We start from the raw sequence: 13,661 nt of genomic DNA, 5'->3' as shown, positions 1-13,661 counted from the left end.
AATATCTCCTTATTGGTCGTATCAGTTATAAATAACTGTAAAAGTAGACGCTGAGTTAGCCTGGCCGGCAGTGATCGATGCCTGAGTCTGTATATAACGTGCGCCAAACTCCAGATTATTTACCGTCGTGCCAGCAGCTAAAGGATACTGCTTCGAAGGCGTATATAAACTGACGGGCTGTTCGGAAGAATCAACCAGCTGAATCGCCACGCCAGTTGCCGTCGTCGCACCCGGGGTCAAGGCCAGCGTGGTGTTATTATCCCCATCTGGCGTACCACCGAAGTTGATGGCTGCCGACGTGACCGTTTCCGGACAGTTTTTTAACTGAATATCAAATTTCGTTAAGGTGCTGGTAGAGCCTGCGCCGGTAAACGCTGTTTTGGAGACTTTGCCCAGCGCAACATTCAACGGACTGCTTAAGCCGTTAACCACCTGACAGGCGGAATCGATAATTTCACCTGTGAAGTTAATTTGCCCTTCACCAGTGGATGCTGCGAAAGAAGATGCAGAGCATCCCAAAGCGGCAGCAATGAATAAACCTAAAGTGACTTTTTTCATATTTAAACCTGTATGTTTCTCCTTTCGACATCTGCATCCCGCATTATTCGAAGTTATGTCTCAACTACTCACCGCTGGCTATTTAATCAGAAAATTCAGGCCGGGAAAGGTCCCGCGCGGCTTCCAAATAATTCAATTAATTCTTGAAAAATAATTTTTCTTACTAAAACAATTGATTAAAAAACGCAGGGTGGGCAAAAAAACTAACAGCGAAGTCATCATCAGGGCTATATTGTTGATAACCTGCTGTAAGGAGAAATGTCGTGGATTATCGTAAAATTATCAAAGAGGTAGGCAGAGGCAAAAACCACGCCCGCGATCTGGACCATGAAACCGCGCGTGCGCTTTATACCCGCATGCTGGAGGGCGACGTCCCCGACCTGGAGATGGGGGGCATTCTGATCGCGCTGCGTATCAAAGGCGAAGGTGAAGCGGAGATGCGCGGCTTCTATGAAGCCATGCAGGCGCAAACGCTGCGCTTAACGCCGCCGGTGGCGAAACCGATGCCGATTGTGATCCCGAGCTATAACGGTGCGCGCAAGCAGGCAAACTTAACCCCGCTGCTCGCTATCCTGTTACACAAGCTGGGGTTCCCGGTGGTGGTGCACGGCGTTAGCGAAGATCCCACCCGCGTGCTGACGGAGACCATTTTCGGGATGCTGGGTATTGAGCCAACGCGTCATGCCGGCCAGGCGCAGGCGAAGCTGGATGGTCATCAGCCTGTTTATATCCCTGTCGGCACGCTCTGCCCGCCGCTGGAAAAGCAGCTCGATATGCGCTGGCGCATGGGCGTGCGCAACAGCGCGCACACGCTGGCGAAACTGGCCACGCCGTTTGGTGAAGATGCCGCCCTGCGTCTTTCCAGCGTCTCGCACCCGGAATACGTGGCGCGCGTGGCGCAGTTCTTTGAGGCAATTGGCGCAAGGGCGTTACTGATGCACGGCACGGAAGGCGAGGTTTATGCGAACCCGCAGCGCTGTCCGCAGGTGATGCTGATTGATTCTGCAGGCACGCGCGCCATTCTTGAGCGCGGGGAAGAGAATACAGGTGTGATATTGCCTGAGGCAAAAGATCCCCATACTACAGCCCACTGGATTGAGCAGTGCCTTGCCGGCAATGTTCCTGTTCCGCATTCGATCAAGCTGCAGATGGCCTGCTGTTTGCTGGCTACCGGAGAAGTGGAATCCGTTCAGGCCGGGCTTGAACGCGTGGCGCAGGCGTTCTAGACAAAAAAAAAGCCCGTCCAGTGGCGGACGGGCAAGCAAGGGTAACAACAACAGGGTCAATGAGGGTGGAGCAGTTCACCAGAGGGTATGGCGAGGGTACAGCATTCGTTCAGTCGATTATTTGTAGATAACCGCGGTACCGCTCAGCTTGTTATTGCCGTTAGCGGAGGTAATGGTGTATCCGCTTGCACCGGCAGCAGCGGCTTTCTCAGCCAGTTTGGCTTCCAGGCCGTCCAGCGTGGTGGCGCCATCAGCACTGACCACACCAACTTTGTTCATGTTCTGTGCCTGAGTAGAAGAGACAGGCTCTACGGCGAAAGCGCCGAAAGACAGAGCGGACAGGGCAACAGCAGCTACAGCATATTTGATGGTTTTCATAATTAATCTCTCGCAGGTGTTTCTGTTAAGGGGACGATGTTCCGTCGATGTGATAAGTATCACGGTTTTTTACGAGAGATAAAATCGAAGAGAATTGACGTGATTGCTCAAAAAAATTGAATGACAAATAACTTATTGAATATTAATAAATTCAAAGTGCCGCTTTACACTTCTTGCGGATGCGCTTTACAGAAGCGATACGAAGGGCACGTTTTGCTACGCGTCTGGCTAAAAACCGTGAGCGTAAAGGAACGCGCGGGCTCGGTTAGCTTTGGTAAAGCAAAGTCAACGTAACTGGCTGTCTTTCGAACCTCTGCGATTATATCCTGAGTGTGATGAGTTTTTCGAATCTTTATGCTGCTGACACGTAATGCAAAGCCGCACGCCGGGGATGGCTTTTCGGCGCGCCTCCGGAATAGGTTCTCCGCATTCTTCGCATTCCGTTAAGCTTTCGCCGCGCGGAATTTCACCGCGGGCACGCGCAACCGCATCTTCAATTGTACTGTTGATCTGTTCGTTAACAGCGTCGTCATTTGCCCAGCCGGAAGCCATAGCGTCCTCCTGAAATCGGTTTAGGCCATACGTTTACTATGGGGTTAAAAAATGAACAATCAAGGCGAAGGGAGAAGAGAACTGCACCCGGCGGGCAGATGCAGTCTTGTGGAAGAGATAGCTTATTTATAGATGGTCGCAGTGCCGTACATATGGTTATCTCCGCCAGCGGAGTTCACCACGAAGCCTTTTGCACCTTCCTGACGGGCTTTTTCGGCGAGCTTAGCCTGCAGATCGTCAAGGTTACTGGCACGGCTTACCGAAACGGTGCCCGCAGGGCGTAGCTGGCTCGTATCGGTACTCTGGGTCAGTGACTGAACGGCCATGGCAGAGAAGGACGCGGTCGCGAGGGCGGCTGCGATAACAGCAAGGGTCAGGTACTTTTTCATAATCACATCCTCATGAGGAAACAACAGGTGATTCCCTTTAAGTTTAGAAGCCTGACGAGTGTGACTTAGCGCAAATATTTGATGATGATCTGCTTATTTTTTGAACGATATAAATTGACAATTCGCTGACGGATCATAGACATAAAGGTGTTTGATTTATGGCGACTTTTTGAACACCGAAGAGAAAGATTTACCGTTGGGCCAGCAAAGGGTATCTTACGCCGCTGTTTAAAGGAGAATGCCATGACTGCCCAAAAGCCGGGATTGCACCCGCGAAATCGCCACCGCAGCCGCTACGACATGAACGCGTTATGCCTGAGCTGCCCGCCGCTGCAGGACTATCTTGTTCAGACCCCAGCGGGTGAGCCCTCGGTTAACTTTGCCGACCCGCAGGCGGTTAAAATGCTGAACAAAGCCCTGCTGGCGCATTTTTACGGTGTGGCTCACTGGGATATTCCGGAAGGCTTTCTTTGTCCACCCGTGCCGGGCCGCGCGGATTACGTTCATCACCTTGCCGACCTTCTTGCCGAAGGCAATGAGGGTGTCGTTCCACAGCAGGCCACCATTCTGGATATTGGCACCGGGGCGAACCTGGTTTACCCGCTGATCGGCGCGCATGAATATCAGTGGCGCTTTACCGGAAGCGAAATCGGTGACGAGGCCTTTGCCAGCGCCCAGGCGATTATCAGCGCTAACCCGGGATTAAGCCGCGCCATTCGCCTGCGTCGTCAGAAAGACGCGGCGTCGATCTTCAACGGCATTATTCACAAAAACGAAAGCTATGACGCCACGATGTGCAATCCGCCGTTCCATGATTCGGCGGCATCGGCCCGTGCGGGCAGCGAGCGCAAGCGACGTAACCTGGGTCAGGCTGAAGACGCCGCGCTGAACTTCGGCGGACAGCAGCAGGAGCTCTGGTGCGACGGGGGCGAAGTGGCGTTTATCCTGCGCATGATTGCGGAAAGTAAACAGTTTGGCCGTCAGGTGAAGTGGTTCACGACGCTGGTTTCCCGCGGGGATAACCTGCCGCCGCTCTACCGCGCGCTGACCGAAGCGGGCGCCGTAAAAGTGGTGAAAAAAGAGATGGCGCAGGGCCAGAAACAGAGCCGCTTTATCGCCTGGACGTTTATGGACAACAACAAACGTCGCAAATAGCACTCCGTCGTAGGCCGGGTAAAGCGAAGCCGCCCCCCGGCAACCAGGTTACAGCGTCGGCTCCTGCGGAGGGAGCGGCGATGCGGGCGGCGGCAATACCTGATAGGTCTGCACGGGCATCCGCACGTTCGCCAGATCGAAGTGTTTCTTCACCATGCTGTCGAGGGCAAAGCGCACCGTCCACTGCTTCAGCGGCTGGGTGGTGAACGACACGCGCAGGGTAAACGCCGTGTTCGTCAGCCCGACGATGCCGGCAAATGACGGCTCTCCGATCACCAGCCCGCGAATATCCTCCATCTGCATCAGTTCTTCTACCGCATCGCGCAGCGCCTGCTTCGCTTTGTCCGCATCCTCGTGGCGATCCACATCATAGTTCGCCACAACGGAACCAATCCCGCGCACAAAGTTGGCGAAGGTGGTGATGGAAGACCAGGGGATGATGTGGTAGGCCCCGGTGTCCTGACGCACGCCAACCGAACGGATGGACATCCTCTCCACGGTGCCGGTTAACGGCCCGATGGTTACCAGATCGCCCGTGTTCATCCCGTTCTCAAACTGAATAAAGATGCCGGTAATAATATCCTTCACCAGCGTTTGTGAGCCGAAGGAGATGGCCAGCCCCAGGGCACCGGCACCCGCCAGCAGCGGGGCGATATTCACGCCGATTTCCGACAGCACGATCATAATGGTGATGGTGCTGATAATGACCGCCAGCGCGTTGCGGAACAGAGTGAGCAGCGTTCTTGCCCGCGCGCTGGGCAGGGGTCTGCCGTGAATATCCGATACCAGGCGGTTCTCAATAAGGCTCGCCAGCAGCGTCCAGCCGACGGCGGAGAAGAAGAGGATCAGCGCGATGCGAATCAGGATATCGACCGTTTTTTCACCCGCACCGTTGTGCAGCCAGTTCCAGAAATCAAACAGGCTCCACGCATTCAGAAGCAGCATAATCGCCACGCAGACGGTGAGAATGCGCGCCACTTTGAGCGATACCGACATCCAGCCGTTTACCCGCTTTTGCAGTTCCGGGTAATTACGCTGGACCTGCGGCGACAGGGTGATGGTTTTCGAGATCCAGCGCGACAGCAGCCCCGACACAAAGGCCGCGATGCCGATAATGGCCAGGCTTTTGAACGTCGCCCCCATCATAAATTTCAGGCTATTGCCCGGGTCAAACAGCGAGAAGAAGCACAGCACGATGAAGTAAGCGCTTGCCAGCCAGTGCCACACCAGGGCGAACGCGCGAATAAAGAGGCTAAAGAACGAGAGGGAGCGATCGGCCAGATTCAGCAGGCTTTGGGTAATGGTTTTTTTATTGTGGAAGATGAGGTACAGCGACCAGACGGTAATGCAGATCATGATCAGCACGTTTGCCAGCGCGCCAAACTGGACGTTCACCTGGTTGGAGATGATCGGCACGGCAACCAGCAGGCCGTAGCCAATCAGCCCGCTGAGCACGCTCAGGCGCAGCGCCCAGTACTTCGCGCTCGCATCCCGAATGGAGAAAGGCCGCAGCTCCGGCACGTGCGGACAAAAGAGTAACCGCAGCAGCGCCTTGAAGAACTCAATCAGGGCAAAGGCATTCAGGAAAAGCGACTGCTGGAAGGCGATGGTTTTGTTGCCTGCATTCAGCCTGTCGGCCAGCATCTGGCCTAAAAACAGCGTCAACGCCAGCAGCAGTAAATCGATGATAAACGCTGAGGCTATCATCAACGGCAGGTGCAGCCAGCTGCTTTTATGCTGATTCTTCCTGCGTCCCCATTGCCCCATTTTGCGGTACAGCGGCCACGCGCACAGGCGCACCAGCCAGTAAAAAAGAAATACCGCACCCGCCAGCATCAGGAACTGCGTGGCGGCGGCGGTAAACGTTTGCGGGTTAAACGGCTTGTGCGGTGAGCCAATCAGGTTGCGGTACAGCTGAGCGAAGCGTGAGGAGAGCGCTTCCCCATAGTGGCGGCTCACGTCGGTGACGTTTTCCAGCACCGTTTTTTGCTCCTCAACCTGCGGCGGGGTGAGGGTTGGCACCGACTCTTGCGGCGGCGTGGCGGCGGCTTTGCGCAGCTGGCCAATGAGCTCCTGCCGGGAGGTGTCGTTTTCAAGGACGTCGGCAAGCGCACCGTAGGCGGCTTTTTTCTGTTCAACATCGGGTTCCGGAGGCGGCGTATTTTGCTGGGTCGCAGGGGTTCCGGTGGTGACGCCGGGGATCGCGACGGCGAACGAAGGCGCACTAAACAGGCTAATCAACAGCAGCAGGATCCACGGCACGGCGTCCTCCGGTGAAAATGTCGAACAAAATGATAAGTATAGAAGTCGGGGCGAGGAGGGGGATTTTTGGGAACAATCTGGCGTAAAAAAGCCGGGCAAGCCCGGCTTAGCGTAAAGCGATGGATCAGGAGACGTGCTGCAGGAACTCCTGCAAACGCTGGCTCGGCGGGTTCGCAATCAATTCCTGCGGGTTACCGTCTTCCGCGATACGGCCTTTATCAATAAAGATCAGGCGGGACGCCACTTTTTCAGCAAAGCCGATTTCGTGGGTCACGATAACCATCGTCATCCCTTCTTCCGCCAGATCCTGCATGACTTTCAGCACCTCGTGGCGCAGCTCCGGGTCGAGTGCGGAAGTAGGCTCATCAAACAGCATCATTTTCGGTTTGACCGCCAGGGCGCGGGCAATCGCCACACGCTGCTGTTGACCCCCGGACAGCTCGGAAGGGAAGTGGTGCGCACGTTCTGCCAGGCCGACTTTCGCCAGCAGATCTTTTGCCAGCGCTTCCGCCGCCGCTTTGCTGGCACCGCGCACGCGCAGCGGGCCAAACATCACGTTTTCCAGCGCCGTGAGGTGCGGGAACAGGTAGAACTGCTGGAACACCATGCCCGCTTCCTGACGAATCAGACGGTCGTCCACTTTCGGGTCGTTTACCTTCAGGCCGTCGACGATCAGATCGCCGCTGGTGATCTCTTCCAGCTTGTTGATGCAGCGCAACAGGGTGGATTTACCGGAGCCGGATGGCCCAATAATCACCACCACTTCACCCTGTTTGATGTTCAGATCGATATTGTGCAGCACCTGGGTTGGGCCAAAGTGCTTGGAAACGTTTTTAAATTCAATCACAGGATTTTCATCCTTCTTTCAAGACGACGCAGAACGAAGCTCAGAACCAGAGTAATGATCAGGTAGACAACGGCTACCGCACTCCAGATTTCCAGCGCGCGGAAGTTGCCAGCAATGATCTCCTGCCCCTGGCGGGTCAGCTCTGCCACGCCGATAACAATGAACAGCGACGTATCTTTAATGCTGATGATCCACTGGTTACCGAGCGGCGGCAGCATGCGACGCAGCGCCAGCGGCAGAATAACGTGGCGGATCGTTTCGCGACGAGAAAGACCTAGCGCCAGACCGGCTTCACTGAAACCTTTATGAATCGACAGCACCGCACCGCGGGTGATTTCCGCAATGTAGGCGCCTGAGTTGATCATAATGGTGACGACGGCTGCGCTGAACGGGTCGATGCGCAGGTCGGTGAACGCCATAGGCAGGGCGAAGTAGATGAACATGACCTGCACGACAATAGGCGTGCCGCGGATCACTTCGATGAAAACCAGTGCGATGTGGTTTGCGATCCAGCCGCCGTAGGTGCGGGCGAAACCGGCGACAAGACCGATAATCAACCCACCAACCAGACCCAGGACCGAAATCCACAGGGTCATTTTAGCGCCTTCAAGCAAGAGTGGAATGGCAGGCCAGATGGCGCTCCAGTCAAACTGCATGATAATTTCCTGTTACTGTTACCGTGTTTCAAAAATAGCAGGGGCGAAAGGTCGCCCCCGAGTGAACGTCATTTTTACGTCTTATTATTTAGGCTCGGTACCGAACCATTTTTTGTAGATTTCGTTATAGGTGCCGTTCTCTTTCAGCGTTTTCAGCGCGCCGTTAACTTTCGTGCGCAGGTCGTCGCTGCCTTTCGGGAACGCGATACCGTACTGCTGCGCTTCCAGAGACTCGCCAACGGCTTTGAACTTGCCGTTACCGGCTGTCTTGATGAAGTACAGGATGTTAGGCGTGTCGTGCAGAACAGCGTCAGCACGGTTGGTGCCAAGTTCCATGTACGCGTTGTCGATGTTCGGGAACTGACGCAGGTCTTTGGTTTTGATATTTGCTTTCGCGTAATCAACAGAACCGGTGCCGCTCTTCACTGCCACCACTTTGCCGTCGAGATCTTTCACGCTTTTTACGTCGTTATTATCGGCTTTTACCATGACCAGCAGGCCGCTTTTGTAGTAGCCGTCAGAGAAGTCGATCGCTTTTTTACGTTCATCGGTAATGGTGATGCCTGCCAGCGCCAGATCAACGTTTTTGGTTTGCAGTGCCGGGATGATGCCGCTGAAGTCCATAGGCTTCAGGGTGTAATCCAGCTTGAGTTCTTTTGCGACAGCGGCCCACAGATCCACATCAAAACCAACGTATTTATCACCCTGTTTGAATTCAAACGGAACGAACGCCGTGTCGGTCGCCACAACCAGTTTGTCGGCAGCCTGAGAGGACACTGCAAAAGCCAGGGTAAGTGCAGCCAGTGAAACTTTTAATACAGACTTCATAGCATTTCCTTTTATATCCACGGGGCGATCCCCTGCGAGAACAGGTGGCACAATGAAAAAATCGTGCCAACTTTACAAGCTATTGTTTTGCAAAGGGGATGATGTCATGCATTGCACAATAAATGGGGCAATGAGGCTTTATTGCACCAAAGTAGAGCACCGTTTTGGTGCGTTTCGTTTGGCTCAACTGACGGGGAGATATTTAGCGTAAATTCTGACGAAAAAACAATCTTCCGTTAACGGTTGTGTGAGGTGATTATTACATTTCGTTCACTTTTGCAGGTGTGCAGACAAAAACTGTGCACCATAGATGTGCAAAACCCTCACCGGAGGGCGAGGGTTTGATAGAAAATTCGTATGAATTATTCGATGTTAGATTCGATAAACCACAGGAACTGGTCCAGGTCGCGGGAGGCGGCAGTGAAAATGTCTGCGGTATCTTCGTCTTTGGCTTCGCCGATCGCTTTGCGCACGTCATTGGCCACAATCGCGTAGCGGTCCGCCAGCTCTTTCAGGTGATCCTGAACGGTATGGATATCCAGCGGATAACTCTTCAGTGGCGTTTTGCTGTTGATCACCTGCGTGGTGCCCAGCGCTACGCCGCCTAACTGAACGGCACGTTCAGCCATCGTATCGAGGTGGGTAACCAGTGCTGTGCGGAAGCCATCCAGCATTTCATGAACGGCAATAAAGTTTGCACCGCGCATATTCCAGTGGGCCTGTTTGGTGATCAGCGAAAGATCGATGAACTGGATCACCTGGCGATTCAGCAACTCAATGGTCGCCTTTTTGTCGCTATCCGATACATCGTTACGGGTATAAAGCAGATTAGACGCTTTCGTTTTCACCAGTTTAGCGGTACTCATAATCTCATATCCTCTTGATGTTTATGTCCCAGGTAATTACGGAACTAAGTATAGCACCGGATTTTTTCTCTGCGGTTTGGCTATGCCTATCGGTTTAATAGCGAGAAGTGGGTTGAGAATTTAATTTCTTGAAATTAATGGGTAATTTTTAAATTGATACAGATCAATCTTAATTGCTGGATGGGGATGTAAACGCAGAGGGATATTTCGAAAATAGAACAAAGTGTGTAAGAAATTATAACGTCTGTCTTTCTGGCCTTTATTCTGCATGGCATGGAAGCCATGCAGAATATATGGCCTTAGCTGATATCCACTTTCTCAACTTTAGGTTCCGGGCGCATGGTGAGCGTCGAGCCCATTGATGCCGCGATAATCGAGCAGAGCGCCAGCGTCTGGGTCAATGTCAGGGTTTCGCCGAGAAACACCATTCCGGAAATGGCGGCTAGCGCAGGCTCCATGCTCATCAGGGTGCCAAATATACGCGTCGGCAGACGCGTAAGGGCAATCATCTCCAGAGAGTAGGGGAGTGCGGTAGAGAGAATCGCGACCGCCAGCCCGATGGGCATGACGGACCATTGCCAGATAGATTCGGTCGCCTGCGCCATGCCGATAGGCACGAAGACGATGGCTGCGATCAGGGAACCTAACGCGACGGTCGCCGGACCGTGCTCTTCTCCTGCACGCTGGCCCGTAAGTATATAGACGGCCCAGCAGGCGCCAGCACCCAGCGCCAGGGCTGCGCCCGTCAGATCAATCTCAGCGACGCTCTGGCCCAGCGGCAGCAGGAACCATAAGCCCAGAACGGCTAACACGACCCAGATAAAATCGACCGCACGTCGCGAGGAGAAAAGCGCCACCGCCAGCGGGCCGGTAAACTCCAGCGCGACGGCGATCCCCAGCGGTATCGTCTGAATAGAGAGGTAGAACAGATAGTTCATTGCCCCGAGGGAAAGTCCATAAAATAGCAGGGGTAAACGTTGCTCCTTTTTGAAGCGCAGACGCCAGGGTTTGAAAATGACTACCAATATGGCCGTGCCCAGCACGATACGCAGAGCGGTGACCCCAGGCGCGCCAACCAGCGGGAAAAGCGATTTTGCAAGCGAAGCACCGCTTTGAATGGACAACATGGCAATGAGTATGACTGCGACCGGCAACCAGACCGACGACGTGCGGGATAACCCAGGCATCCTTTCTCCTGTCAGCTTATGTCGAATGAGGTAAAGGTTGCAGTGTAAAGGAAATAAACGGCAACGGTTGAGGCGCTGTTGAAAAAAAACCACGTCAAATCCGTAAAATGGTTAAGCGCTGGTGGATTTATCGCCTGATAGATTAGGAATAATCTGGATGAATGTAACGGCGCAGACGCGCACTATGCGCATTTAGTAGTGAAAATTGCATGTGATTTGAAAGAGATAGCTTACGTTGGAAACGTTCTGTTACAGGAAAGGTTTCATTAGACATCACGAATCACAAAGAGTTTCGCAAATTTTTTGATATATTTAAAACTTACGGACTTACTTGAAGCACATTTGAGGTGGTTATGAAAAAAATTGCATGTCTTTCAGCACTGGCCGCTGTACTGGCTGTATCCGCAGGTACCGCTGTAGCTGCTACTTCTACTGTTACTGGTGGTTACGCTCAGAGCGACTATCAGGGCGTGATGAACAAAGCTAACGGTTTCAACCTGAAGTATCGCTACGAGCAGGATAACAACCCACTGGGCGTGATCGGTTCTTTCACCTACACCGAGAAAGATCGTTCTGAAAACGGCGCATACAACAAAGGCCAGTACTACGGCATCACCGCTGGTCCAGCTTACCGTCTGAACGACTGGGCAAGCATCTACGGTGTTGTAGGTGTTGGCTACGGTAAATTCCAGCAGACTGAAAACCTGAGCGAAAGCCGCACTGCAAGCAACAGCGACTACGGTTTCTCCTATGGCGCGGGCCTGCAGTTCAACCCAATCCAGGACGTTGCTCTGGACTTCTCCTATGAGCAGAGCCGTATCCGCAACGTTGACGTTGGCACCTGGATCGCTGGCGTAGGTTACCGCTTCTAATCACTTCGGTGATTAAATAAAAAATCCGCCCACTGTGGCGGATTTTTTTTTTGAAGGTAAAAGCAAAACGGCAACCCCAGGTTGCCGTTTTTAGTGTTTGTTCCCTCTCCCTGTGGGAGAGGGCCAGGGTGAGGGCATCAGTCCGCACGAGACGGCAATTACTTACTCTTAATATCAAAAATATCCGTACCCAGATGGTTATAGTCAACTTTCTGTAACTTGAAGTTGGTAACGTACACTGGGGGAGCTTTCTTGTTAGAGACAAACGGGTAAGCCGTTTTTATCTGCTCGGCTGTAATTCCCGTCCACTGCGAGAAGAACTGCAGGAAATCATTTGCCGAACGGCGTGCTTTAATCACGCGATGCGTTTTATCGTCACTCGACAGCACCATAAACGGCACCTGGAAGTTCTGCTGGAACTTGTCATCGTGCGCCAGGTACTGCACCTCTTTACCACGCTCTTTAAACGCCAGCCCGTGATCCGAGAAATAGACCATGGAGAAGCTGTCGCCCGTATTGCGTAGCTGATCGTACAGCTTGCTCAGCAGGTCGTCGGTTTGCGTCATGGTGTAGAGATAGCAAGAGGTCTCTTTGGACTGCACGAACTCCGCGTACTTCCCGCCGGTCCGATCGCAGGCCTGCGGGTGCGACCCCATCAGGTGCAGGACGATCAGCTGAGGCTGGGTGCGCGGAGTGGCGAAGACCTGTGCCGTCATTTTCAACAGCGCTTCGTCTTTGGTGTTTTTGTCGGCTTCAAAGTCGCCGTTCTTCAGGAACTGCACTTCGTCGGCACGTTTGGCGATACTGGCGATGGCCGTATCGTATTCGCCAATCTGCCCCTGATTGGAGAACCACCAGGTCTGATAACCCGCGCGGTTTGCCAGGGTGACAAAATTATCCTGATATTGAGGTTTGCCGTCGACGACCCGGTTAAGCGTCAGGCCGAGCGATTTCTGCGTCGAGCCGCTGGCCGCGACATAATCGGTAAACAGCGTGCCTTTAACCGAACTGGCAAACGGTGTGTTATCCCAGTGTCCGCCGAAGGCTCCCATTGCATCGCGACGTGCACTTTCGCCAATCACCACCACATAGGTGTGATATTTCGGCTTAACGGCCAGCACGTTCCAGGTGTCTTTCATATTGGAAAGCTCAGCCATGCGCGCCTGCTCGTCGAGAACCTCTTTATTATTGACAACGACGTCCTTCACGAAGCGGAAAACCGGATAGCCGATATTGGTGAGCCTTAGCTTACCGTCCCAGGGAATATTCTGGATGGGAGCGACAAACGCCACGGCAACGCTGAACACCAGACAGAGTATTTCGATCTTACCCCAGGGTTTTTTCTCGCCCGGCTGACGGCGGATGGCGATGACGCCCAACGCGAAGATAAAGATCCCGACCACGTAGCTGTACCACGGGAAGATCGTCAGGATCTCCGTTGACTCTTCCATATTGGTCGAGTGCAGCGCCAGCAGGGTATTAAAGTTTGGCGAGCCGTAAGCCTGACCAAACGGGAAATAGAGTGCAGCGACCAGCGAGCAGATCCCGATTAATGCTTTTTGCACGCGCGGTGCGGTTCGCCACAGCACATGCAGAACGCAGGTGAAAGCCACCGCGTAGAGCAGACTAAAGGGATAACCCAGCGCAAAGTTAATCAGCAATGACTGCAAAAAGTAAAAACCCGTCCACGGGCTTAAGGCCCGGCTGCGGGTCACAACGGTATCTATCAGGGTTACATTCATAGGTCACTATCATGGATGAAAACGCCATGTGCTCACCCTGGCGTCAAGGGTCATAACCTGCCTGACAGTGCGTGGAGAGGGAATGAGGGTCCGCTTCAGCGAGCCGCAAATTGTGCAGGGCTGCAAGAAGATAGTGCGAGCGC

At 53.5% G+C, this 13,661-nt stretch carries 14 protein-coding genes; 3 read left to right on the top strand and 11 right to left on the bottom strand.

All coding sequences use genetic code 11. The annotated features are described in order from the left end of the window. Positions 1 to 21: 21 nt before the first annotated feature. Complete coding sequence (locus ACZ6J2_RS09890; RefSeq protein WP_471725610.1) at positions 22 to 558, bottom strand: fimbrial protein; 537 nt, start codon at positions 556 to 558, stop codon at positions 22 to 24. A 263-nt stretch (positions 559 to 821) separates the two neighbouring features. Between ACZ6J2_RS09890 and ybiB the strand changes: the two genes are divergently transcribed. Next, on the top strand, positions 822 to 1,784 hold the full coding sequence (gene ybiB / locus ACZ6J2_RS09885; protein ID WP_214579152.1) for a DNA-binding protein YbiB: 963 nt from the start codon (positions 822 to 824) through the stop codon (positions 1,782 to 1,784). Between the two features lie 117 nt (positions 1,785 to 1,901). Here the strand turns inward: ybiB and ybiJ are convergent, their stop codons facing one another. The 3 genes from ybiJ to mcbA all read right to left on the bottom strand — a co-directional run bounded on the left by ybiJ (position 1,902) and on the right by mcbA (position 3,103). Further along, on the bottom strand, positions 1,902 to 2,162 hold the full coding sequence (gene ybiJ / locus ACZ6J2_RS09880) for a DUF1471 family protein YbiJ (protein WP_023310874.1): 261 nt from the start codon (positions 2,160 to 2,162) through the stop codon (positions 1,902 to 1,904). A 285-nt stretch (positions 2,163 to 2,447) separates the two neighbouring features. Beyond that, positions 2,448 to 2,714 (bottom strand): DksA/TraR family C4-type zinc finger protein, encoded by a 267-nt coding sequence (locus ACZ6J2_RS09875; protein WP_033144995.1) that lies wholly within the window; start codon positions 2,712 to 2,714, stop codon positions 2,448 to 2,450. Positions 2,715 to 2,836: 122 nt separating this feature from the next. Continuing rightward, positions 2,837 to 3,103 carry a DUF1471 family periplasmic protein McbA gene (mcbA, locus tag ACZ6J2_RS09870; protein WP_032661263.1) on the bottom strand — a complete coding sequence of 89 codons (267 nt, stop codon included), beginning with the start codon at positions 3,101 to 3,103 and terminating at the stop codon, positions 2,837 to 2,839. A gap of 243 nt (positions 3,104 to 3,346) precedes the next feature. On the opposite strand from mcbA, the gene rlmF reads away from it, so the two are divergent. Next, positions 3,347 to 4,258, top strand: coding sequence for a 23S rRNA (adenine(1618)-N(6))-methyltransferase RlmF (rlmF, locus tag ACZ6J2_RS09865; RefSeq protein ID WP_471725608.1), 912 nt, complete (start codon positions 3,347 to 3,349; stop codon positions 4,256 to 4,258). Positions 4,259 to 4,306: 48 nt separating this feature from the next. On the opposite strand, the gene ybiO is transcribed toward rlmF, so the two are convergent. From ybiO to rhtA, 6 genes are all read right to left on the bottom strand, one after another. Continuing rightward, positions 4,307 to 6,520 (bottom strand): mechanosensitive channel protein, encoded by a 2,214-nt coding sequence (gene ybiO, locus ACZ6J2_RS09860; RefSeq protein ID WP_045887580.1) that lies wholly within the window; start codon positions 6,518 to 6,520, stop codon positions 4,307 to 4,309. 124 nt (positions 6,521 to 6,644) lie between these two features. Then, on the bottom strand, positions 6,645 to 7,367 hold the full coding sequence (gene glnQ / locus ACZ6J2_RS09855) for a glutamine ABC transporter ATP-binding protein GlnQ (protein WP_032641580.1): 723 nt from the start codon (positions 7,365 to 7,367) through the stop codon (positions 6,645 to 6,647). Then, entirely contained in the window at positions 7,364 to 8,023 is a 660-nt protein-coding gene (glnP, locus tag ACZ6J2_RS09850) for a glutamine ABC transporter permease GlnP (protein ID WP_003858462.1), read from the bottom strand. Before glnP ends, glnQ begins: the two co-directional genes overlap by 4 nt. Positions 8,024 to 8,107: 84 nt before the next feature. Further along, positions 8,108 to 8,851: a glutamine ABC transporter substrate-binding protein GlnH gene (gene glnH / locus ACZ6J2_RS09845; protein WP_023310880.1), complete on the bottom strand. Its 744-nt coding sequence runs from the start codon at positions 8,849 to 8,851 to the stop codon at positions 8,108 to 8,110. A gap of 362 nt (positions 8,852 to 9,213) precedes the next feature. Beyond that, on the bottom strand, positions 9,214 to 9,717 hold the full coding sequence (gene dps / locus ACZ6J2_RS09840) for a DNA starvation/stationary phase protection protein Dps (protein ID WP_010428924.1): 504 nt from the start codon (positions 9,715 to 9,717) through the stop codon (positions 9,214 to 9,216). A 299-nt stretch (positions 9,718 to 10,016) separates the two neighbouring features. Beyond that, entirely contained in the window at positions 10,017 to 10,904 is an 888-nt protein-coding gene (gene rhtA, locus ACZ6J2_RS09835) for a threonine/homoserine exporter RhtA (RefSeq protein WP_121425387.1), read from the bottom strand. A 353-nt stretch (positions 10,905 to 11,257) separates the two neighbouring features. On the opposite strand from rhtA, the gene ompX reads away from it, so the two are divergent. Then, positions 11,258 to 11,776 carry an outer membrane protein OmpX gene (gene ompX / locus ACZ6J2_RS09830; RefSeq protein ID WP_121425386.1) on the top strand — a complete coding sequence of 173 codons (519 nt, stop codon included), beginning with the start codon at positions 11,258 to 11,260 and terminating at the stop codon, positions 11,774 to 11,776. Between the two features lie 158 nt (positions 11,777 to 11,934). On the opposite strand, the gene ACZ6J2_RS09825 is transcribed toward ompX, so the two are convergent. Further along, entirely contained in the window at positions 11,935 to 13,518 is a 1,584-nt protein-coding gene (locus tag ACZ6J2_RS09825; protein WP_471725604.1) for a phosphoethanolamine transferase, read from the bottom strand. Between the last annotated feature and the right edge of the window lie 143 nt (positions 13,519 to 13,661).

Source organism: Enterobacter sp. E14S, assembly GCF_055666685.1.
The sequence above is the reverse complement of the archived record's forward strand: the minus strand, read 5'-3'. Positions and strand labels throughout refer to the sequence as shown.